This is a genomic window from Streptomyces sp. NPDC104831, from assembly GCF_055583025.1.
Genome location: NZ_JBVJOT010000091.1, coordinates 1 through 22,610 on the forward strand (window position 1 = coordinate 1; position 22,610 = coordinate 22,610).

Here is a 22,610-nt window from a genome sequence, read left to right on the forward strand (position 1 = left end):
CGCCGCCTCTCCCTCCCCCCCCCCCCACTCCCCCCCCCCCCCCCCCCCCCCCCCCCCTCCCCCCCCCCCCCCCCCCCCCCCCCCCCCCCCCCCGCCCGCGCACCGAAAGGCACCACGTGATCCCCCGTTCTGCTCCCGCGTCCCGGGACATGGCCGCTGAGGCGGCTGCCTGGGCCACCGTCCTGGTCCGCCGACGCCTCGTCCACGCCATGGTGGCCCTGCCGACCGGCGGGTGGCTCGTCCAGCACGAGCCGCACGGTCCGGTCCGGCTCCTCGACGGACCGGCCGACGTTCTTGCCCTGGCCGCCGCCGTCCAGCGTCGGCTCCGCGCAGCGAGGCCCGAGAGCCGATGACGAACCCGATCGAGAACGGCTCCGCCCCGGAACCTGCCGGTGAACTCAACTCGGTCGCGGGGCGAGCAAGTTGGGGCGGAAGTAGTACTTCCGCCAAGTCCACCCCTGAGGGGGCGGAAGGGGACCTGCACCGGGGGGCGCAGGTCCTGGGGGCTTCGACCGAGGGCGGATCGAAGCCGGGGGAGGAGCGCAAGCCGAATCGTCGCCCTCGTGAGCGTCCTGCCCGTCAGCGTCCACGTCAACCGCCCGAGAAGAAGCGTCACCACCTGCGCACGACCCGCTTCAACGATGCCGAGTTCGCCCTGATCGCCTCCGCCGCCGCCCAGTGCAACCTGACCGTCGGCGGCTTCCTCGCCCGTGCCGCGCTCGCCGCAGCCCGAGATCTCGACCGAACGAACGCCGAGATCGCCACTGAACGCGATGTTCTGACCGCCCTATTCGACAGCCGGCGCAAGCTCGGCTGGGCCGGCAGCAATCTCAACCAGGTCACGAAGGCCCTCAACTCCGGTGCGGATATCGCTCCCCAGCTAGAGGCAAGCCTCACGGCCGTGCGGCGGGCCGCCGACGCAGTGCACGCCGCCGCGACCGCCGTCCTCGAACAGCAACAGGCAGCATGATCCCGAGCGTCAACGCACCCGGCGACCGGACCATCGGCCTGCTCGCCTACCTCTACGGCCCCGGCAGGCACGAGGAACACGTCGACCCCCACCTCGTGGCCTCCTTCGACGGCATGGCCCCCGACCCCGGCCGCGACCCGAACGCCACTCTCAAGGCCCTCCAGCAGCTCCTGGACCAGCCCGTCCAGGCGCTACCGAAGCACGCCCGGCCCGCCAAGCACGTGTGGCACACCTCCGTCCGCACCGCGCCTGGCGACCGAACCCTGTCCGACGAGGAGTGGGCCAAGGTCGCCCGCCGGATCGTGGCCGCTACAGGCATCGATCCCGGCGAGGGACAGCCCGGCTGCCGCTGGGCCGCCGTACGCCACGCCGACGACCACATCCACATCGTCGCCACGCTGGTGTGCGAGGACGGCAGCCGCCCCGACGATTTCCGCTCCGGCAGGCGCGCCCAGGCCGAGTGCCGCCTGATCGAGAAGGAACTGGGGCTGCACCAGGTCGCGCCCGGCGACGGAACCGCTGCCCAGCGGCCCACCAGCGCCGAGCGGCACAAGGCCGAGCGCCAGGGCCGCGAACGCACCGCCCGCGAGGAACTGCGCGAAACCGTACGGCGGGCGGTGGCCGGCGCGGCGGGCGAGGAGGAGTTCTTCGACCGGCTGGCCGCCGCCGGCCTGCTCGTCCGCAAGCGCACCGCGCCCTCGGGTGACCTGCTCGGCTACAAGGTCGCCCTGCCCGATGACCGCAACAAGGACGGCGAGCCGGTCTTCTACCCCGGCGCACGCCTGGCCCCGGACCTCTCCCTGCCTCGCATCCGCGAACGCTTCACCGCCACCCTCGATAACGGCCAGGGCGCCAGGCCCATCGAGCCGCCCTCGCCTACGGGGCCGGGCAGCCCGTCCGCCGCACGCCGCCAGACGGCTTCGGCGGCGTGGCAGACGCTGCTCGTCATCGAGCAGGAGAAAGGCACGGTTGCCGCCGCGTACATCGCCTCGGCCGGCGAGGTCCTGGACGCGCTCGCCAAGACCTCCGCCGCGCACACCCGCGCGGAGCTGCGGGAGGCCGCCGTCGCCTTCGAGCGGGCCTCCCGTTCCCACGTGCGGGCCGAGCGCGGCCACGACCGGGCGTTGCGGCAGGCCGCCCGCGACCTCGTCCAGGGCGGTCCCGCGCTCGGCCGCGGGGAGGACGGGGCGACCACCGCGATGGCGATCGACATGCTGTTCTTCCTCGTCACCGCCGCCGTGCACTGGCACGCGAAGAAGGGCCACGCCCAGCAGGCCGCCGCCGCCCGCCAGGCCGCCGAACATCTACGTGCCGCCTACCAGGCCGCCGCCGCCCAGCCCCTGGGCGCCCTCTACCAGCACGGCCGGCGCCTGGGCCGCCCGCTCCTGCAGCGACAGACCACCGTCCTGCGTCAGGCGGTGCCGGAGCTGGCGGAGCAGGTCCTGGCCGAGCCCGGCTGGTACGCGCTCGCCGCGACCCTCGCCGACGCCGAAGCCGCCGGCCATGATCCCGCCGAACTCCTCGCCGACGCCGCCGGGCGCAGGGAACTCGGCACCGCCGAGTCCGTCAGCGACGTGCTGGTGTGGCGCCTGCGCCGCAGCGCCGACCTGCCCGCCGACACCAGCAACACGGTGCCCGCCGACCGCCGTACCGGGCGCACCGCCGGCCACTCCAGCGGCCAGGCACATACCCGGACCGGGTCCGGACGCGGCCGGTTGTGACTAGGGCTTTTGTGAGTTGAACAGGCCGGATCCGTGGGGGACGATCTTGACGCGAGCAGGACGAGACGCAGGAGGACGCCAGGGTGTTTCACCGGATACGACGCCGTAAGCAGGACCCGTTCGTCATTGAGGCGCGGCGCCGGCACCAGGAGATGTGGGAGATGGCGCAACGCATGCCCTGGCCCCCAGCTCCCGAGCCGCAGGCCGACGCAGAGCCCTCGGAGCCACAGGTCAGCGCGGGGTCGTCGGAGCCGGTGGCCGGGGTGGACGACTTCCTTCCCCCGGAGCTGCGGGTGCCCAGCCACGACCAGGTCGACGGGTGGATGATGCCCTGGCCGTGGCCCCTCGTCCTAGACGACGAGATCGTCACCTGCACCGGGTGCGGCGCCTACCGGGACTGGATCATCATGGCCACCCGCAACCAAATCTGGCTGCGCTGCCGTGTCGGCCACCAGCAGCAGGAGAGGCGTCTGGACGCCGCCTGGTTCAACCGGCACTCCGGGCCGGCCGCCGACAACAACACGCTCTTCACGTTCGAGGACTGCCTGCGCCACCTCGGCCACTGACCCCCGGCCCTTACCACCCCGGGCCTGCGGGCCCGCACTGCCCAACCGTCTCCCAACACCAAAGGGGTCACCTCGTGCGCGTGCGCGTCACCACCACCGCCGTCGGCATCACCGCCGCCCTGCTCGCCCTGCCCGCCTGCTCGTCCCATACCAAAACGGCGCCTTCCGCCACGTCCTCCTCCGCCCGTGCCGCCAGCCCGGCCGTGCCGGGGCCGGACGGCGGTACCCCGCTGTCGTCGGCCGCGCTCACGGAACGTCTGATCACTGCCGACGACCTGGGTAGCGGCTACACCCGCAAGCTCGAACGCGTCGAGCACAACGACGACGTCACCGTGCTCGGCTGCCCCGCCCTCACCGACCTCGGCGGCGACGCGGCCACCGGAGGCTCACTCGACTTCCCCCGCAAGGCGACGACCGCCTTCGCCTACGCAGGCAGCAGCGACTCGGAGGTCTCCGAGGAGCTGTACAGCGACACCCCGGGCAAGCTGTCCGACGGCATGGGCAAGATTTTCGACGCCATGACCGGATGCCCGCGGTACCAGGTCGTCGTCGGCGGCTCCGCCGTCGACATCACGACCCAGAAGACGGTGCCGCCCCAGCTCGGTGACGAGCAGTGGAGCCAGCTGCTGACCTTCTCCGCCGGCGAACACGACAGCGTGATGAAGCAAACCGCGATCCGCGCCGACAACGTCCTCGTGATCGTCTCCGGATCCCCCGCCCTCGTCGACCAGCACCTCGACAAGGCCCTGGCCAAGGCCACACGGCGGTAACGTCCACCGCCCGAGGCGTCCCCGGCTGTTCGATGACAGCCGGGGACGTTGCCTTCCCGTGCCGTTCGGCATCGGCCGACACCAGGCCGGACAGGGTGACGTCGCTGACTGCGGGTCCGGTGTGCCGCCCCGTCCCGCTGGCCACTGGCCACTGGCCACTGGCCCAGCCTGAGCTGCGCCGACGCTGCTCACGACTTTAGGTCTGGGGTTGGGAGTATCCGGTGGCCCGAAGATTCGACCCAACAGGGCGAGGATGAAATCACATCATATAAATGATCTTGTGCCCGAAAGAGGGGTTTACCGGAAAGTACGTGGGGAACGCCCGAGGCTCGTTCCTTCGCCGCCGCTAGCGTCTACGTAGTGAGCATTCGCTTACCTCTTCGTGCGAGCAAGGCCGTTCTTGCCGCCGGAGTTTGCACCCTCATCCGAGGGACCAGTTGCTCGTGCGCGGCATCCGCCTCGCACGCTTCAGTTGGAGGAGACGGATGAAATTTCCTGGCCCCTTGCTCATGGCGGCGGCCCGGCGCGGCCCCCGGCTCGGCCTCGTAACCATCGCTCTGGCCGGCGCCCTAGCCGGCGGGGCGGTCGCCCCAGCGACGGCTGCCCCCCAGAAGATCCAGGGCTGCGGCTGGAACCCGCCCACGAGGTACGAGAACGCCTTCTACGAGCACTGCGCTACGGACACCAATGTCTGGATCCAGGTAAAGCGGTGGCCCCGGTCCAATTACCACCGTTGTGTCGGTCCCGGCCGCACAAACCTGGATTCGGATGCCACTGGAGCCTGGTACGACAGCACCTACTCACCCAACGGCCTCTGCGCCCACCCGGGCGACACCGGGCCCTGACAGGAGCACGGCGGTTCCTCCGCGAGGCACACGATCCCAGCCCGCAGTGAGGCCGTAACCGTCCCCTGGACAACCGAAGAGGCCGGAGGGCAGTGGCCCGACCGCTGCCCCGCCAGCCTCAGCGATGTCCACCGCTGCCGAACATGGTGAAGCCCGGCATCCCATTGGGATGCCGGGCTTCACCATGTTCCGAGCAGGCGGAAACGGCCGGGTGCCATGCCGTGTAGGGGCTCGTAACGGCCCCGGGCCCTCAAAGTTTCCGGCCGCTCGGTGCTGCCCTCCTCGGTCTGGGCCCTCAGAGGGCGGGAGCGCGAAGGAGTCGGTCCCGGGTGCTGTCCGGGAGCACCCGGCGCAGGACCGGTGCCGTGGAGCTGACCGAGCGGGCGAAGGCGGCGACCAGGTCGTGGGGGACGCCGGAGCTGAAGGATGCCGCCCACAGGCACCCCCCGCCGAGCACCGGCTCGGACCACGCCTGCCACCCGTCCAGCCCCTCTCCCACTTCGCGGGTGAGGGCCTGCGGGTCACCGTCCTGAATGAGGGGCGGCACCGTGCCGTAGCTGAGGTGGGTGGTGAAGGTCGCGTCCATCGCTCCCGTGTGCGGCTGGTCGATGTCGAGGAGCCAGCCGTGCCCAGTGACGACCTCAAGGACCAGCTCGGTGCCGCCGCGCGGTGTGGCGGGGTGCCGGCGTGCGTCGAGCGCGGCGAGGAAGTCGGCGATGGCCTCCCCGGGGACATCGGGGGTGAAGTACGCCGACCACTGCGCGAGCGGACTGCTCGTGTCCGCGCGGGCCGATAGGTGCCAGGCGATCGGCAGGTCCCCGAGCAGGAACGGCTCGTCCGCCCGGACCCACTGGGCCCACCGCAGGGTATCGGGGCTGAGGTGCAGGACGGTGCTGCGCACAACCTGCCGGTCCTCCGGTACCTCGTCCGGCTCCTGCCGGCCGCGGACCATCGTCAGGCTCGTCCAGCCCAGCGTGGTGAGGGTGTCGGCGACGGTGTCGTAGAGGCGGCCGTCGTCGCCGGCCAGGTGGCGGGGGCCGACCCAGCAGGCCGCCGGGATCTGGCCGCGGGCGGAGGGATCGAATGGGACGTCGGGATTCAGGAGCACCTCCAGGGTGAGGGGAACTACTGGCCGCCGCGAGCAGTGCGGCGGGCACGCCGCGGTGGCGGCTGAACGGGAGACTGCCAGGCCAGTTCCACGGCAACCTCGGGCGGCAGGACACCGAGCTGGCTGTACTCATCACCTCCCTCGGCGAGATAGACGACAGTCTTCCCGGTCGCGTCCTTGACCTGGACGGCCTGCGCAAGCCGGTGCTCCATCGGGAAGAACGGGTTCAACGCCTGCCGGACCGGAGCATCACACTCACAGGCGGACAGCAGGTCGATGAGATCCTGGACGGTCATTTCCGTGGACGGCACGGAAACCTCCTCACGAGGGGAAGCGGCGGGTACGCCGTTCGCCCGGATCGGCCGCCGGTCGAGCAGGAAGGCGCCTTCACCGAGCAGAACCCCGCAATGCGGGCGCGCAGTACGCGTTGGCTGGTCCTCAGCGCCCGTGGCACGGCGGCGGTGACACCGCCCGCCGACGTCTCGGCCATCCAGTCCCCGAGCCCATTCACGACCCCGGTGGCGTGCCACCCTCCGTGGCCGGTGCCGGGCCGCGAATCGCCTACCTGACCTGGGCTTTCCCGGGGAGGTCGTCTACCTTGACATGCCCCGGACTCGTTGGCCAGTCTTTCGGGGATCTTTCCTGTCTGCCCCGGGCGAACTGCGGTCCGCCGCCAGAGCTGTAGGTTCTCAAATCCTGTGTCGTCCGTGACCCGTGTACGGTGCGCCGAGAGCTCCAGCTTGTCTGCCATGGTCGACAGCCAACGGATTCCATGGACACCATGGAGGTCGCGCCGGCAGTGGCGGGCACCCGTAGGAAAACCCAGCTGAGCAAGCGCGGTACATTCTGAAGAACTGCCGATATAGCGGCACGTTTCATGCAAATCTGCACCTTTCAACTTCCTTCAGGTAAGCGTGTATGAGTAGAAAGTGCATCCAGAAGCGGACACCGATGTGCGCTGTTGTTTACGCAAAGAGACTAAGAAGCCTCCCTTGTGGATAACGTCCGAGCCTTTTGAAACAGCGCGCGGGCGCGATCCATGTGTGGCAAGGCAGCCTTTTGGCAAAGAACAGCGAGGATCGCCGCGAGCTCTACCTCCCGAAGTCCATCACCTATGCCTCCGAACTGGTCCACTGCCTCTCGGCGACTTGCCCAGGGTCTTCCCGCCGTCTCCCATCCGGGTGGACCAACCAGAGGTCAGCGGGATCCCAGGATCTCGCGCTCGCATCCCGCGAAACCGGATGGACAGTCACGTCTGGACGGTGCGGCGAGTGCTCGGTTGCGGTAGTGCTGCGGCAGATGGCAGGGATCAATCGCTACTCTGGCAGGGTTCGCTCTTCCACCCCAAGTAGGTGTCTCGATGGCGTTGTTGGAGCGGCCGTAGGTTCCGGGTCAATCCTGGGGTGAGTGGGTGGGAACGCTCCTGGCATGCGTGAGGCGGGCGCTCGGCCGTTGGAGTGGTTCCGCGACGCCGGACGCAGCAAGGTTGCGTGACGGTGTCCCCGGCCGGTCCTGGGTCCGCGTTACGGTCAAGCCACAACTCTGCAGGTATCTCATCTACTAGGTGTGGCTCTCCGCGTTCCACGCTGTGGCGGTTGCCGGACGCAGGGGGTGCCCGGTGCTTGCCCGCGTCAGGCCTCGTGCGCACGCCGGACTGTGAGGCCTGCGGTCATGGAAGGGAGCCTCATGGTCTTCAACATTCGCGCCATTACGAGGCGTGGCCGGTGGCTGTCCCTCCTGCTGTCCGCCGTGGTCGTGTTCGGTGTGCCGGTCGCTTCTCTGGTGCCCGCGCCGAGGGTCATTTCTCCTCAGCCAGGCACGAGCCACTTCTGGGCCGCGAAGACCGCTACCGGGGGGGCCGGGGGTGCGCTCGCGCTCGACACCAGTGCTCTCCCAGGTGATCTGATCCTAATGGCAGGGTGGTGGGCGGCGATGCCGCCCGCACATCCCGCTGCCTCCACCGCCGTGCCCCGCCAGGTGGCGGTAGTAAGCGTGCCGCCTTGGTGGGACGCTCCCTTCCCGGCTGCCCCGCTCCCAGTTTCACCGACGGCACAGGCGTGGCCGATCCAGCCGCGTTATCCCCTTGCCGGACGGCGGGGCCACCACCGGGTCTATTTCATTGCGTCGGTCAACCCGCAGACCGGAATGGCGGTCGCTTCCCCGGTCCGGTTCTGGATCGGATACGGCGGTCCGTTCGACAACGTGCCTCCGAGCACACTGCCGGCCACCACGGCGTGGACACGACTGCGGAATTGCTTCAACAAGCAGTACCCGGCGGGCGGTGGGACCGGGGCCACGAAGGTAAACGACTGGGTGGCAGCCGGTTTCGGAACGCTCGCCGGGGGCCCGGCCAGACCCAATCCGGTATTGCACGCGCACGCGGCGGCCTTCGCGGCCCTCCCTGCTCCCCTGGAACCGGCGACCGACCGGTACAGCGAGTACGACGTGGACGTTCACCGCTCGCCTTCTGCCGCCCGGGGCACGCGGCGTTTTGTGCGAAACGACCGTACCGGCGAGCTCTATTACTCGGACGACCACTACTGCACGTTCCGGCAGATCTGACCGGGCGGCGGCAAAGCGTCAGCCGGTGAGCGCGGCGGCGACGCGGGCACCGCCGGCGGAGAAGGTGGCGGCGAGGCTGTAGGGGGTCTGCGGACCGCCGGCGGTGTAGTACAGCCGGGCACCGGTGACGGCCGCGGCGGGGAAGGCATCCGGATCCACGTCCAGGCCCAGTGCATGGGCCAGGTCCGTGACGGGGATGCCGTCCTCCGCCGTCGCCCATTCGAGGGTGAGCGTCAGGGCCTTTGCCGCTTGCAGGGTGCCGGTGAACGCGTACGTGTCGTCGCCCTTGCCCTGGAGGAAGAGCGTCGCTCCGGCGGTGAAGCCGGTGCCGATGCCGTGGTCGATGCCGATGACCACGGCGGCGGACACTTCGCCGAGGGTGAAGGCGAGTGTCAGCGCGAGACGGTAGGAAGCCTGCCCCGAGGGGGGCTTGGTGAGCGCGAGGGCCAACGATTGAAGGGGCAATTGGAGGACGTCGGCGGGAATCTCCACACCGAATGTCTGCTGGCTCCAGGCAGCGACATCGGCCCAGGAAGGCTTGTCGATGCTGCCGCTGCCCCTCCACGTGCCGTCTCCCTCCTTTGTGCCGGTCACGTGGACCGTGGTGGCCTTGCCCATCTGGATGTTCTCGGTGTCCATCGGTGGAAGTCCTCTCCAAGCGGCTGCTGCCGTCCGCCCGGGGCTCGTGCCGCGCGTGTGGAACGGTGACGCGACAGGCGTAACGCGGACGGCGCGGTTCGGTCGAGGCGGGGTGGCTGCGGCCGGGCGCGGGCACACCCACGATAGGGACAGCGTGCGCGTGCCGCCTCCGACCCGCCGCCGCGTCGGAGTACGGCCTTGTGCGGACAAGCTGTCCCCGGACGTGTCGGTTGCCCCCGTGTTAGATCAGCAGCCTTCGAGGGCGGGGCATCACCTGGATGGCCGGGTGCGTTGAGGCGTGCGCGGCGGGTCAGGTCATGCCCCGCCGTGCGCCCTGTGTTCGAGTGGTTTTTGCGGCCATTGGGCCGTGCCGGGCTCTGCTCAAGTGTGGCCGGGGTGAGGGTATGGATACGAACAAGACGGTCCGTGCGGGCCGCAGTCGTGCCCGGCGGGGCGCGGGTGTTTCCTTCTGGGAGGCCAAGGGCCGTGGACGAGCAGGAAGGGCCCGAGGGGCAGGGGGCCGCGAGGGAGAGCGAGGCGGAGAGCACGCTTGGCGGGGGTGGCGGGTCGGGGCGGGTGTGGGCACTGCTGGCGCGAGTGGACCTGGACGCTGGCCTGCGGGCGGTTCCGGTGGTGGGGCCGATGGTGCCCGAGGAGGCGGACGTGCGCCTGGAGGCACTGTCGGTGGTAGGGACAAGCAAGGCCCTGGGACCGACCGACGTCCAGAAGCTGAACCAGGCTCTCGCCCTGGTCAAATCCGGGGACTTGCTGGTGCCCAAGGGCCTGACATCGAGCCTGGCGGTGGGGGTGACGGCATCGCTGTCGGGCAAACGCCAGGACCTGTGGGCCCCGCAGATCGCCGCGGTGAAGAGCACCGTGGTCACCGGCGGCGTGCCCCCCGACGGAATCGGCGGCGCGACCACAGGTGCGGTGGTGTGGTTCCCTGTCGGGCGGGGTCTGGGGCCGGTGCGCCTGGAGCGCCTGGGCCTGCAGTACCGCTCGGGCGCGGTGTGGGTGCTCGCGGACGCGTCGGTGGAACTCTCCGGCCTCACCTTCGCCGTCGACGGCATGGGCCTGGGCGTCCCCGTCAAGGATCCCGCCCACGTGACGGCCCGACTGGATGGTCTGGGCCTGGCATGGAGTCGGCCGCCGTTGAAAGTCGCCGGCTCGTTCCTGCTGCGTCAGCAGCCCGGCTACACCGTGCTGATCGACGGCGCCGCCGCGGTGGAGACGCCGGCCCTCGCCCTGGTCGCGGTCGGCGGCTACGCGCAGAAGCAAGGCCAGGGGCCGTCGGTGTTCATCTTCGGCCGTCTCGCGCTGAAGAACGGCGAAGGCGTGGGGCCACCGCCGTTTCGGATCACTGGGGCGGCGGCCGGCTTCGGCTTCAACAGCACCGTGCGCATTCCCGGCGTGGAGGAGATCAGCGCCTTCCCGTTGATGCCCGCCGGAACCGACGACCTGCTGGCCAACCCGCTCGGCTACCTCGACAAGCTCACCGGCGCCGCGGGCGGCACGCCGTGGATCAGCCAGGCCCCGGGGCGGGCCTGGCTGGCGGCCGGCATCGACTTCGACTCCTTCAAGTTCCTCAAGGGCAGCGCCCTGGCCCTGGTCGACTTCGGCACCGCGGCGGACAAGGACTTCACCCTTGCCCTGCTCGGGCACCTCGCCGCTGAGTTCCCCAACGGCGAGGAACCGTTCGCGAAGATCGGCCTGGACCTGTCCGCGTCCTACTCCTCACGCACCGACATGCTCGGCGTGTACGCGAAGATCTCGCCCGGATCGTTCGTCGTGCACCCCTCCTGCCAGCTGTCCGGCGGCGCGGCGCTGTGCGTGTGGTTCGGGGCCAGCGCCCACCCCGGCGACTTCGTCGCCACCGTCGGTGGCTACCACCCGCACTACGCCAGGCCGTCGCACTACCCGGAGGTCGAGCGGCTGCAGCTGTCGTGGTCGGTGTCGGACAAGGTATCCATGCGCGGGTCCTGCTACGCGGCGCTCACCCCGTCGGCGTTCATGGCCGGCACCGATGTCTCCGTCAGCTTCCACGCCGGACCGATCGGCGCGGGCTGCGACGTGGGCATCGACGCGCTGATCCAGTGGGACCCCTTCCACTTCGAGGTCACCGCCCACGCCGACGTGTGGGTGGAGGTGGACCTGTGGCTCGCCACCCTGCGCGGCACCTTCGGCGTCGGCGTCCAGTTCTGGGGGCCGCCCACCGGCGGCGTCGCCTCCGTCCACGCGCTCGGCCGCTCCTTCGACATCTCCTTCGGCGAGGACCGCCCGAAGAAGAAGCAGGTGCTGACGTGGGACCAGTTCACCAGCAGCCGCCTGCACCAGCCGGTCGTCGAAGTCCACCCCGCCACCGGGCTGCTGCCCGCCGGCGGCACCGCTCCGGACGAGCCCTGGCAGATGTCCCATGACGCGTTCAGCCTCACCACCCGCAGCGCCGTTCCCGTCACCCGTGCCCGGCTGCGCACCGGCGGCAAGGACACCGTCCCCAAGGGCTGGACCGACAAGGGCGACCTGCCGGTGCGGCCGGCCGATCTGAAGGCGGTCGCCTGCACCCACACCGTCGAGGTCACCCGCGATCAGAAGCCCTATGACATCGAGAAGAACCGATGGGTCGTGGAGGCGATCAACGGCCGGGTTCCGCTGGGACTGTGGGGCGAGCCGATCGGCGCCGATGCCGAACCCAGCCTGCCTTCCGGTGAGCAGAGCACCGACGCCGTCACCGGCCTGCGCCTGAACCTGCCGCCCGTCGTCCCCGGCCAGAGCACGGCACTGGCCACCACCGAAAAGACCCTCGCCTACGAGGACACCGACGGTCCGCACGTCCCGCTGCCCGCCGGCAAGAGCCCCGTTCCCCCCGCCGTAGCATCGAAAGGCAGCGTGCGCGAGAAGATCGCCGCCGGCATCGCAGGCACGGGTACGGGCGCCACCGGGCGTGCGGTCCTGACCGGCCAGCTGGCCCTGTGGGACCTCGCCCCCGCCAGCGACACCGTCATCGCCCAGGACACCCTGGGCGAGTTCTCCGAACACCTGTGGCTGTACCTGCGCACCGAACCACTGCTGGGCCAGGACACGGAAGGCACTCAGTGACCGACACCCCGCCCGAGCCGCTCGACGACTCCGACCGGCGCCTGCTCCTGCAGAACGAGGTCCGACCGGCCGTGGAGGCGGGCACCTACACCGTCACCGTCACCACCACCGTCACCGGCCAGGGCGTCACCAAGGACTACAGCGAGAAGGCCTCGCACGACCTGACCGTCGCCGGGCCCCGCTTCAGCTTGGACGCGGGCGCCGTCGCCTCCGTTTACCCGCCGCCCGGCTCCACGAGCGACTACCGGCAGACCATGGCCCACCTCGCGCTGACCGAGTCCACCCTGCCCTGGCAGCGTGACGCGGACGGTGCCGGCGCCCCGTGGCTGGCCCTGGCCGTCTTCAGCGACGACGACCTGAAAGCCGACAAGCAGACGGGCAAGACCTGGAGCGAACGAGCCGTCACGGACTTCCTCGGGCAGTGCAAGAAGCCCCCGGCGGACCTGCTGCTGCCCGACCTCGGCGACGAACAGCTCCCGCAGGGCGTGACGACCTGCCGCACCATCGACATCACGGCCGAGGTGTTCGCCGACGTCCTGCCGCGGCTGGCCGAGATCGCCCAGCTCGCCTTCGTACGGCGGGTACGCGAGGACACCGACCGCACCTGGGCCGACGGCAGCAAAGGCCCCGGAAAGGATGCCGAACACGCCACCGCCGTCCTGCTGTCCGCCCGCCTGCCGCACACCCCCGGCGACTACAGCGCCCACCTGGTCTCCCTCGAAGGACTCGGCAAGCACCTCGACGGCACCCACGGCGGATTCAAGACGGCACGTCTGCTGTCGCTGTACTCGTGGTCCTTCCACCACGATCCCGATGCCAGGGGCTCCTTCAAGGACGCCGTCGACCACCTCGTCACGTCCACCGGCACGGACCTGCTGCTGCGCCTGCCGGTGCCCGGCGGCTGCGACAAGAACACAAAGGACAGCGTGACCGCCGCGGCGGCCCGGCGCCGAGTGTGCGCCGGCTACGTCCCCCTCACCCACCGCCTGCCCACCGGGGAACGCACCCTGGCCTGGTACCGGGGCCCGTTCACCCCCGTCACCCCCAGCCCGGCGCCGCGCCGGCCCGAGACGCTGACCAGCGAGACTGACGCCCTCGTCTACGACAGCGACCACGGCGTGTTCGACGTCAGCCACGCCAGCGCCTTCGCCCTCGGCCGTTTCCTGCTGCTCGCCGACCCCGCCCTCAACCAGGCCCTCGCCGTGCTCCGCAAGGACGTCCACGCCACCGTCCACACCGCCATCACCCAGGGCGCCATGCGCCAGGGCCCCGACGGGCCGCCCGCCCGTGCCGTCCTGGAACGCGCCCGCACCGCGCCCCCCGCACCCCCGGGGCACTCCCCGCGCGTGGCCCGACACCTGCACGCCACCGGCAGCGCCCGCCACCGGCTCGAAGCCCTCCTTGCCGCCGCCCCCGCTGACGCACCGCCGCCTGGGCAAGACCCCTCCGACGGCGACGTACCGGATGCCCTGCACGTGCTCGAAACCGGCCCCGACGCCCCGCAAAACAGCGCGATGGCCCAACTGATCCGCCACGTCGTGAACCTACACACAGAGACGGTCGACGACGCGGTGCGCGCACGCAAGCTGCTGGCCGCCCTGCCGCTGGACCATCTGGTTCCCGACCGGCGCCTGCTGCCGCCCGAGAGCGTGCGCTTCTTCACCGTCGACGGCCAGTGGCTGGCCGTGATGCTCGCCGGCGCCCTACGCATGGGGCAGGCCACCTCCCTCGACCAGCACGTCACCCGCCTCCTGCAGCAACGGCTCCTGGACGAAGCCACCTTGCCCGCCTGCGGCATGCTGGTCCGCTCACGCGTCGTACGCGACTGGCCGTCCCTGATCACCGAAGCCCACGGGGACAAGGCCGCCACCGTGCTGTACAGCCCGCCCCAGCGCCTGGCCCCCGACCTGCTCCTCGCCTACTTCACCACCACCCCCGGACAGGTCGTCCTGCGCCGCCCCGCCGAACAACCCCATTACGGCCTCGACGGCGAGGACACCATCATCCTGCGCAACCTCGCCGACCCGCAGCACCTCGGCCAGACCCTGCACGAGAACTGCACCGGCATCCGCAACCTGCTGCGCACCGGCTGCGTGAGCAACAAGCCCACCGAGACGCTGGCCATCCTCACCCCCGGAGACAAACCCGACTGCCTCAACCGCGCCCTGCGCAAGGCCCTCGCCGACCACGGCCGCTGGCCCACCGACAAGGGCAACAAGGACCGCCTGGAACTCACCAGCGCCGAGCTCGGTCTGCAACTGCTGGACACCACCGCGCGCCTGGTCTTCGAGCGTCCCGGCTACCAGCCTTACCCCCAAGCCCCGGAGGCGACGCCATGACCGGCCCGGACACCACACTGATCGTGCCCGTCAAGGCCACCGCGCTCGCCGTTAACGACCAAGTCCGCACCGAGCGCTTCCACCGCGTTCCCCCCGACTTCGGCGCCCTCACCCACGCCACGCTGCGCCAGGACCCGCTCGCCGACTTCGCGGAATCCGACACCGACTGGAAGAACAAGAAGCAGTTCAACGGCGCCTACGTGCAGTGGGACCTGCCGCACGCCCTCACCCGCGGCCGCACCGACCTCACCGCCCCCCAGCCCGACCCCGGGCGGCAGGCCGGCCTGGCGCATCTCACCTACCCCCTGGTCCCCAACCGGTGGCTCGTAGTCCGCTACCACCGCCTCGCCCCCGGCACGAACCCCGGCGACACACCACCACCGCCCACCTGCGCCGCCTGGCTCGTCCACAGCGACTACACCACCACCAAGCCCACCGGCGACCCGGCCGCCGGGGTGCCCTACGTCAAGGACGGCAAGGCGGTACGCCTGGGCATCTCCCGTGACCTGGAAGCCAAGGGCTGGCAGCCCCCGGACACCACCGCCGCCCGCTTCCTGACCGCCGACGGCTGCGGTACCCCCGCCTTCACCCTCTTCCAGTGCTACAACCAGGACGTCTTCTCCCTGCACGACCCCCTCACCGCCGCAGGGAAGCCCCTGGCCAAGGGCACCGTCAGCTACCTCATCGCCGGATGGTATTCCCACGCCGAAGACGACATCCTCACCGCCAACCCCCAGGGCACCGGCCCCCTGGACGCCCTGCTGAAGTTCCACGGCCTGGACACCGACGCCACCACCCCCGAAAGCAAGGCACAGGCCGGCCTGCGCCTGCTCAACTGGACAGCCCCCGCCACCCCCGTACCCACCCGAACCCTGTACACCGGCACCGTCCTCGCCCTCACCTGGCACGACGACACCGACAGCTGGGCCAGCGCACGCCCCGTCAACGCCAGCGGCCAGGTCCGTGTCGCCGTCGGCGTCAACACCGCCGACGCCCGCGACGCCCAGCGCGCCCACGACGGCCTGCCCCCCGCCGAACGGCTGCTGCGCCGCGCCTTCGACAGCGCCAGACTCGACACCCTCGATCGCAGCCTCGCCGACCACGCCCGCATCCTGGAGGAAGCCGACCACGACGCCTGCTTCGCCTCCCGCTCCGCCGGCTACCACTGGGCCATCGCCCAGCGCCCCGTCCCCGACGGCAAGGGCGGCGTGCGCCCGCCCACCCCGCTCACCGCCCAGCAGCACGCCCGCCTGGACCAGCTCAACACCGACCAGCAGGCATACGACCAGACGGCCCGCGAACTCGCCGACGCCCGGTGCCGCTTGTACGACCTGTGGTGGCTGGCCGGCCTGCCCTCCACCACCGAGGACCCCGACGACCTCGACCCCCGGGCCTGCCCGCCGAGCCTGCGCCCCCAGCTGGAGGACCAACTCAACCGCGCGAAGGCCGGATCCCTGGCCGCCCAGGCCCACGCTCTGCAAGCACAAGCCGCCCAACAACGCTCCAAACTCCCCGCCGGCGACACCACCGCGCAGCTCACCACCGCCACCGCCGACCTCGCCAAGGACCTCCAGCTCGCCGAAGACCAGCGTCTGCTGCGCGTCCCTCACCCCCCGTACCGGCGCGCGCAAGACCCCGTCGTCCTCATCCAAGGAGCCGGCTCCGGCGTCACCCTGGGCCCCGGTGACCCACTCGCATGCCGCTTCCGCAACCAGCTCATCGACCGCATCGACCCCCAGCCCACAGCCGTGCCGCCCGCCCCGCCCGGCCTGGCCGCCCAGGCCAAGCCCGGCGACGCGGCCGGGCCCTGGCAACCCGTCACCTCCTACCAGCCATGGGCCCCCCTGCTGGACGTCCTGCGCGAGTTCAACGCCCTCGACCAGGCCGCCTACAACGCCCGACGCACCCCCGGCACCCCGGCCGAAACCGACGTAAAGACCTGGGCCGACCACCACAAGCACCTGGCTCGCACCGCCACCACCAGCGCCCCCTCCTGGCCGGCCAGCGACCTGTGGGCACAGCCCTGGCAGCCGCTGTTCCTCTACTGGACCCTGCGCCTGCGCTGCCTGCCCGTCCAGCCGAGCGCCACACCCGGATGGCACTACGACGGCCACCACTGGCACCTGGACACCACCGGCGGAACCGACCCCCAGGACCTCCAGGGCCTGACCCTGCTCGCCGCCCTGCCCTCTTACATCGTCCGCGGACGCATCCGCGACCACCTGCGCCGCCACCCCGACAGCGATCCGGTCCTGCTGCAGACCCTCCACGACACCGCCACCGAGAGCCAGATCTGCCAGAGCCTGGACGGCCTGGGCGCCTACCTCACCCAAGCCCGTGCCGCCACCCACTGGGACCCCCCGGACAAGCCGGTCGACCTCGAAGGCCTCGCCGCCCCCCACTTCGCCGTTCCCAGCCCCACCAGCGACGCCACCGGCAAAAGCGTCCCCGCCTGGGGCAGCGCCGCCTCAGGAGCCCAGTTCCGCTTCACCGACCTCGTCGTCGTCGACCGCTTCGGCCGCGCCTACGACCACATCAACCCCCAGACCAGCCCCACCACCACCATCGCCCGCTCCACCGCCCTGACCCCCAACACCGCCCACGCCGCAGGCCACACCCCCCGCGCCGGCGACCACCAGGGCACCCTGCTCGTCTTCGACCCTGCAAGCCCCGACTCCTGCGCCCAGTACCAGCCCCGGCTCCAGCAGGACGCCCGCGCCCTCATCGAACTCGTCAGCCCCACCGACGACCACCTCGTCCTGTCCTCCGAGGCCGCCCCCACCCCAGCCAACACACCCGACCACGGGCCCGTATGCGGATGGATCGTCCCCGACCACACCGGTACCACCCTCACCGTCTACGCGGCCGACGGCACCGCCCTGGGCGAACTGGCCGCCACCGGCCCCCACGGCAAGCGACGCCTGGACTGGTGCCCCCTGCCCGGCTGCCCGTTCCTCACCGTCCAAGACCTGCACAGCACCACGTTCACGGACCAACACCCCCACCTCGGCCCCCTCATCCAACACCTGTTCACCGACGACCCCGCCCAGGACAGCGCCTCCCTCACCCAGCTGTGCAAGGTCATCGACCAGGCCCTGCTGTCCACCGCCGCACCCGACGACACTCACACCACCGCGTTCACCCTCCTCACCGGACGCCCCGTCGCCGTCGTCCGCGCCCGCCTGCGCATCGAACTCGCCGACGCCCCCCACCCCCAGCCCACCTGGGAGCGACTCCTCAAGGGCCCCGACCCCGCAGACGGCAACCCACTGCGCACCACCGCGTGGCCCATCCGCCTGGGCGACACCGCCAAACCCCACGACGGCATGATCGGCTACTACACCGCACCCGTCGGCCAGCCGACCGACTACAGCGCCCTGTACAGCCCCTACCGGCCCCGCAAGGACAACCGCGACCGCGACGACTACACCCGCTCCCTCACCCCCGAGGCGTTCCCCACCGTGACCGCCGAGGACACCCCCCACGGTGCCCGCCCCGCACCGGGCGCCGCCGCCTGGGTGACCATGCTCGTCGACCCCTTCACCACCCTGCACGCCCACACCGGCATCCTGCCCACCGCCACCACCCGCGTCCCCGACGACGCCGTCCGCGGCCCCCTGGCACGAATCGCCCTGAACATCCCCACCGGCCCCGTCCTGGCCACCCGCGCCCGTCCCAGCACCACCCCCGGCAAGCACGACAACACCGCACCCGACGCTCTCGCGCTCCCGGCGCCGGGCAGCTGGCACGGCACCTGGACATGGTGGGAACGCACCCAGCCAGGCGACAGCCCGGACACCCCGGACAAGTGGACACACCTGGACATCGGCCACACCGACACCCTGATCCACCCGCCCGACACCGTCCCCGACGCACGCACCGGCTACCTCACCCTCACCCGCCCCACCAGCACAGAGCCCGAGGGCGACCAATGACCCACCACGCAGCGCCGACCTGCACCCTCGCCCCCCACGGCGACACCACCGACCTGCGCCTGACCCTCGCCAACCCGACCGCACGGCCCGTCACCTGCAGCCACATCACCATCACTCGCCGTCGGGCCTCCGGCCCTAAACCCGACAGGCCCGCTGGCCACCAACACGAGCCGCCGACCGCAAGCAGCGGCACCACCAACTGGGACCTGCGACCCGCCGGAGCGGCACGCCACGAGCTACGCCCCGCCGATCCCGTCACCATCACCCCAGGCACCAGCCTCGACATCCTCCTCAAGGGCCTGCGCCCCACCCAGGGCAGTACCCACCTCGAAGTCGCCTGCCACACCACAAGCACCGCCACCCAGCCACCGCCGGCCGTATTCACCATCACCGGCCCCATCGAAGACATCACGAGCTTCTGGGCCGAGCCCGCCGACGTCAAGGCCGGCACCCCCTTCACCCTGCGCTGGACGGCCAAGGCCCCCAAGGCCGGCCTGGCCTACACGATCTGCTACGGCGACACCGCCCCCGTACCCGTCAACTCCTTCATGAAAGGACAGGACGGCACCTGGACCTGCCCGGGAATCCAGAAGACCACCGCCTTCGCGCTCCTGGCCACCACCACCAGCGGCAACAACACCCTCACCAGCGCCCGCACCCTCACCGTCGGCGTCGGCGTGCCCAACCTCACCGTCGGCCGCCTCAGCGCCGACGGCACCGTCACCCTCTTCACCCGGCCCACCCCCGTGCTGCCCCTCACCACCACCCACGAACCCCGCAACCGCACGCACCACCCCACCACCGACGGACTGGTCGCCGCGCACATCAGGCCCGGCACCGACTGCGCGAACGCCCTCCTCAGACTCCGCATCACCACCATCGACCCGGACAAAGTCGACAGCACCGGCAAGCACCTCACAGTCGTCCACAGCGCCGAGACCCTCGCTCCGGACAGCAACGCCCCCCGCAACCTCCTGGTGCCGGTCCCCAAAGGCGCCACGCTCGCCGCCTACACCATGGCCGCCAAAGGCTCCTACACCGCCCAGATCACCTGGTACCCCATGGGCACGGGATCCCTCGACACCATCTGAACACCTCGCCGACAGCCACCTAACCAAGACGCACACCCCGGCCACCCACCCCCAGCCCACCTACCGGAAGACACGCCCCCCGCCGCGTCCGCCTCCGCCAACCGCGCCCAACCCAGGAGAAGCCACCGGCCATGCCCCTTCGCACACCCCGCACACGCTCTCTGCGAGCGGACAACCAGGCCGCCGCGGCCCCAACCGGGCCCACGGCCCACCAAACACACCACGCCCAGACCGGCCCGCACCCAGGCGACCTCTCCAGCGCACCAGGGCGCACACTTCGCGATGCCCGGCACCGGTGCAGCCGCCGGGCCTGCGGCGTGACCGGACCAGCCCAATGACGGCTGACGAGCCGGCTCCGGAGCCGGTCCACACCCGCGACAACGACCCCGGTACCGGCCCGACGCTCCTCGCCTACGAGGTCAACACCACACCTGTGCCGCTGACCTCCTCCACCGCCGGCGAGAGCCCGCACCTGGGCACCGTGACCGTCAGAATCTCCCTGCCCGGCAGTACACCGGTCGACTGCGACGGTCTGCTGTTCGTGTTCCCGGTCGGCGACGCCGAGCACGACCTCATCGCCAAGAACAGCACGCGCACCATCAGCCCGGCCCTGCCCACAGGGACATGGAGAATGAAACCGAGCGCGACCGGACGCTTCAACGCCACACCGCGCACCGCCCCCTACCGGTTCGAACCCGGCGCACTGCCCGTGGAGTTCGACTTCCCCGACCTGGAGATCAACTCCGCGCCCGGAAACGCGACGCTCACCGTCCAGGAGAAAGTCAAAGGGGCCACCCAGGACACCACCAACACCCTGGCGCCGCCACCCGCCCTGCCCAAGGCCCCCGCCGGATTCACCCTGCGCAACTTCCGCCCCGCCGCCACCAGCGTGTACGCCGGCTCCGAGGTCACCCTGTCCTGGGACACCGAGCCGAAAGGCCACACCCTCACCCTCGCCTGGGAGGACCAGACGGTGGACGTCACCAGCGTGCGCTCCCACACCGTCCGCGTCTACCAGGACACCGTCTTCGAACTGCGCGCCGCCAAACCCAAGACCGCCCCGCCGCTCTACCGGCTGCAGACCACCGTGACCGTCGCCAACCCCTGGCTCCACGCCGGCGACCTGACCGCCTCCGGCACCGTCGACATCCTCCAGCCCGCCCCCGACAGCCACAGCCCGATCCAGGACGTCCCCCAGCTCGAACTACCGCAAAGCCGCATGTACCACGACCAGCCGGTCCACATCACCTACCAGCCCGAAACCGACGGACTGCTCACCGGCACACTGCGCGCCCACACCCCCGGTGCACGGGGAAGCCTCGCCATCACCGTCACAGCCCCGGGCAGCCCGCAGGTGTACCAGCACTACGAGATCCGCTGCCACGGCCCCGGCGACGCCGACCCCCGGGTACCCGGCGAAATCCTCGACGTCCCCGTCCCGGCCGGAAACACCGTCCTGGTCACCTGGAACCTGACCGACCAGCAGCGCCAGCCCGACAGCGACGGCGCCATGCCCGCCTCCCTCACCACCAGCCTGCGCTGGCAACCCTGGGGCACCCGAGCCCGCACCCAGACCTGAGCAACCGCCGGGCCACGACACCGCCTCCACGACCCGGGCCGAGAGCCGGCACCCACCGGCCCCGCCCGGCCCCCCCACTCATCCAGTTTCTCAAGGAGAAGAACGATGCCAGAAGTCAAGAAGGACTGGACGAAGATTCCCACCCCCGAGGCCACCGGCCTGACCGGAGCCGTGGTCCTGCCCGGCGAAACCGTGAAAGAGGACCGCCTGTGGGTCTTCCGCGGGACCTGGTTCGGCGAGTGCCACCGCGACAAGGAGCCCGTTCTCTACAAGTCCGACTGGACCATGACGACGCCCCTTCAGCACCTGACGGTCCGCTGGCCCGGCCTGCGGTCCACTGCTGGACGTCACGTCTACCGCGCACAGTTCGTCGCCGGCGGCCACCTGTGGATGTTCCGCGGCAATCGCTACCTGAAGCTCGACCTCATGACCGGTGAGACCGCCACCACCGCCGACGCCGACCCCGCGCAGGAGCTCACCCTGCCCAAGGACTTCGTACACGGCATCACCGCCGCCACCGCCATCAGCGACTCCCAGGTCTACCTCTTCAACGGCCTCGACTACTACCTCTACGACCTCAACGCAGCCAAGGCCCTCACCGAGCGCCTCACGCTCACCACGAACAACCTCCTCCACGGCCTGCCGGTCGACCGAGTGGACGCCGTCTGCTTCGAGCCCCGGTCCAAGACCCGGCTCCTCGTCTACCTCACCTGGGACAAGTGGGGGAACATGGTGTCCAAGGACAGCGGCGACGCGCTGGAGATGACCGGCATCGAACACGGCTTCGTCGCAACCACCCACCGCGGATACCTCGACGGCCCCTGGGACGGTCTCTTCATGCCCCGCGAGGCCATCAACGACGGGAAACACTGGGTCATCCTGGGATCCCTGGGATCCGAACTGACCTGCGACAACCCGACCGAAGCCGATTCCTCCGCCGGGCTAAATGACTACCTCGATGCGACCGCGGTGGCGTTCCCCCGCGATCTGCGGCGCGTGTACGTCTGTCTGGACAGTACCGTCAGGGCCGCCAATCCCGATGACGCCACCTTGGGGCTCAAAGAGCACGGTGCTGTGACCACGCTGGGGGACGGGGATCTGCACATCTACCGCGCGGACATGATCGCCGACGAGTCCCGCGTCCTGGTCTGCGGCACCGGCAAGAACGGCAGAGTACTCGCCCTGGCCCCCAAGACATCCCTGCTCGACACCGGCGCGGCCCAGGACGCCAAGGACATCACCGCCACCCTGGCGGACGGCGACACGGTCTACACCGCAGTACCGGTCATCGGCAACAGTTTCTGCACCGTCAGCCAGACCGACACCTCGGACGGAACCCTTCAGTGGTTCAACGCCCCCAAGAACGCGGCCGTCACCGAGAAGTACCAC

Annotated in this window: 16 protein-coding genes; 13 read left to right on the forward strand and 3 right to left on the reverse strand. The window is 70.8% G+C overall.

The features are described from left to right. The first annotated feature begins 149 nt into the window (after positions 1-149). The 6 genes from ACZ63H_RS35960 to ACZ63H_RS35985 all read left to right on the forward strand — a co-directional run bounded on the left by ACZ63H_RS35960 (position 150) and on the right by ACZ63H_RS35985 (position 4,872). On the forward strand, positions 150-353 hold the full coding sequence (locus ACZ63H_RS35960) for a hypothetical protein (protein ID WP_469872405.1): 204 nt from the start codon (positions 150-152) through the stop codon (positions 351-353). Next, positions 350-970: a hypothetical protein gene (locus ACZ63H_RS35965; protein ID WP_469872407.1), complete on the forward strand. Its 621-nt coding sequence runs from the start codon at positions 350-352 to the stop codon at positions 968-970. Before ACZ63H_RS35960 ends, ACZ63H_RS35965 begins: the two co-directional genes overlap by 4 nt. Beyond that, entirely contained in the window at positions 967-2,691 is a 1,725-nt protein-coding gene (locus ACZ63H_RS35970; RefSeq protein ID WP_469872408.1) for a relaxase/mobilization nuclease domain-containing protein, read from the forward strand. The genes ACZ63H_RS35965 and ACZ63H_RS35970 overlap by 4 nt, the downstream gene beginning before the upstream one ends. A 161-nt stretch (positions 2,692-2,852) precedes the next feature. After that, the gene (locus ACZ63H_RS35975; RefSeq protein WP_469872410.1) at positions 2,853-3,257 is read left to right on the forward strand and encodes a hypothetical protein; all 405 of its coding nucleotides are present in this window, start codon (positions 2,853-2,855) and stop codon (positions 3,255-3,257) included. A 74-nt stretch (positions 3,258-3,331) separates the two neighbouring features. Then, the gene (locus ACZ63H_RS35980) at positions 3,332-4,027 is read left to right on the forward strand and encodes a hypothetical protein (RefSeq protein ID WP_469872412.1); all 696 of its coding nucleotides are present in this window, start codon (positions 3,332-3,334) and stop codon (positions 4,025-4,027) included. A gap of 509 nt (positions 4,028-4,536) precedes the next feature. Further along, positions 4,537-4,872: a DUF6355 family natural product biosynthesis protein gene (locus ACZ63H_RS35985; protein WP_469872430.1), complete on the forward strand. Its 336-nt coding sequence runs from the start codon at positions 4,537-4,539 to the stop codon at positions 4,870-4,872. A 295-nt stretch (positions 4,873-5,167) separates the two neighbouring features. On the opposite strand, the gene ACZ63H_RS35990 is transcribed toward ACZ63H_RS35985, so the two are convergent. Next, a complete protein-coding gene (locus ACZ63H_RS35990; protein ID WP_469872432.1) occupies positions 5,168-5,986 on the reverse strand; it encodes an SPDY domain-containing protein in 819 nt (272 codons plus the stop codon). Between the two features lie 11 nt (positions 5,987-5,997). Then, complete coding sequence (locus tag ACZ63H_RS35995; RefSeq protein ID WP_469872414.1) at positions 5,998-6,291, reverse strand: hypothetical protein; 294 nt, start codon at positions 6,289-6,291, stop codon at positions 5,998-6,000. 1,375 nt (positions 6,292-7,666) lie between these two features. Here ACZ63H_RS35995 and ACZ63H_RS36000 point away from each other — a divergent pair. Then, positions 7,667-8,542, forward strand: coding sequence for a hypothetical protein (locus tag ACZ63H_RS36000; RefSeq protein WP_469872416.1), 876 nt, complete (start codon positions 7,667-7,669; stop codon positions 8,540-8,542). Between the two features lie 18 nt (positions 8,543-8,560). On the opposite strand, the gene ACZ63H_RS36005 is transcribed toward ACZ63H_RS36000, so the two are convergent. Further along, a complete protein-coding gene (locus tag ACZ63H_RS36005; RefSeq protein WP_469872418.1) occupies positions 8,561-9,181 on the reverse strand; it encodes a hypothetical protein in 621 nt (206 codons plus the stop codon). 597 nt (positions 9,182-9,778) lie between these two features. Here ACZ63H_RS36005 and ACZ63H_RS36010 point away from each other — a divergent pair. The 6 genes from ACZ63H_RS36010 to ACZ63H_RS36035 all read left to right on the forward strand — a co-directional run. Continuing rightward, on the forward strand, positions 9,779-12,277 hold the full coding sequence (locus ACZ63H_RS36010; protein WP_469872419.1) for a DUF6603 domain-containing protein: 2,499 nt from the start codon (positions 9,779-9,781) through the stop codon (positions 12,275-12,277). Then, the gene (locus ACZ63H_RS36015; RefSeq protein ID WP_469872421.1) at positions 12,274-14,616 is read left to right on the forward strand and encodes a hypothetical protein; all 2,343 of its coding nucleotides are present in this window, start codon (positions 12,274-12,276) and stop codon (positions 14,614-14,616) included. Before ACZ63H_RS36010 ends, ACZ63H_RS36015 begins: the two co-directional genes overlap by 4 nt. Further along, positions 14,613-18,551, forward strand: a complete 3,939-nt coding sequence (locus ACZ63H_RS36020) for a hypothetical protein (RefSeq protein WP_469872423.1) — start codon at positions 14,613-14,615, stop codon at positions 18,549-18,551. The genes ACZ63H_RS36015 and ACZ63H_RS36020 overlap by 4 nt, the downstream gene beginning before the upstream one ends. Then, positions 18,548-19,642: a hypothetical protein gene (locus ACZ63H_RS36025; protein ID WP_469872424.1), complete on the forward strand. Its 1,095-nt coding sequence runs from the start codon at positions 18,548-18,550 to the stop codon at positions 19,640-19,642. Before ACZ63H_RS36020 ends, ACZ63H_RS36025 begins: the two co-directional genes overlap by 4 nt. A gap of 334 nt (positions 19,643-19,976) precedes the next feature. Further along, on the forward strand, positions 19,977-21,221 hold the full coding sequence (locus tag ACZ63H_RS36030; RefSeq protein ID WP_469872426.1) for a hypothetical protein: 1,245 nt from the start codon (positions 19,977-19,979) through the stop codon (positions 21,219-21,221). Positions 21,222-21,326: 105 nt separating this feature from the next. Further along, a partial coding sequence (locus tag ACZ63H_RS36035) for a hypothetical protein (RefSeq protein ID WP_469872428.1) occupies positions 21,327-22,610 on the forward strand: 1,284 nt, incomplete at its 3' end.

Bases quoted from the DNA above. Each gene is read 5' to 3' on its own strand.
- ACZ63H_RS35960 (WP_469872405.1), top strand. From the start codon at position 150: ATGGCCGCTGAGGCGGCTGCCTGGGCCACCGTCCTGGTCCGCCGACGC.
- ACZ63H_RS35965 (WP_469872407.1), top strand. From the start codon at position 350: ATGACGAACCCGATCGAGAACGGCTCCGCCCCGGAACCTGCCGGTGAA.
- ACZ63H_RS35970 (WP_469872408.1), top strand. From the start codon at position 967: ATGATCCCGAGCGTCAACGCACCCGGCGACCGGACCATCGGCCTGCTC.
- ACZ63H_RS35975 (WP_469872410.1), top strand. From the start codon at position 2,853: ATGGCGCAACGCATGCCCTGGCCCCCAGCTCCCGAGCCGCAGGCCGAC.
- ACZ63H_RS35985 (WP_469872430.1), top strand. From the start codon at position 4,537: ATGGCGGCGGCCCGGCGCGGCCCCCGGCTCGGCCTCGTAACCATCGCT.
- ACZ63H_RS36000 (WP_469872416.1), top strand. From the start codon at position 7,667: ATGGTCTTCAACATTCGCGCCATTACGAGGCGTGGCCGGTGGCTGTCC.
- ACZ63H_RS36005 (WP_469872418.1), bottom strand. From the start codon at position 9,181: ATGGACACCGAGAACATCCAGATGGGCAAGGCCACCACGGTCCACGTG.
- ACZ63H_RS36020 (WP_469872423.1), top strand. From the start codon at position 14,613: ATGACCGGCCCGGACACCACACTGATCGTGCCCGTCAAGGCCACCGCG.
- ACZ63H_RS36025 (WP_469872424.1), top strand. From the start codon at position 18,548: ATGACCCACCACGCAGCGCCGACCTGCACCCTCGCCCCCCACGGCGAC.
- ACZ63H_RS36030 (WP_469872426.1), top strand. From the start codon at position 19,977: ATGACGGCTGACGAGCCGGCTCCGGAGCCGGTCCACACCCGCGACAAC.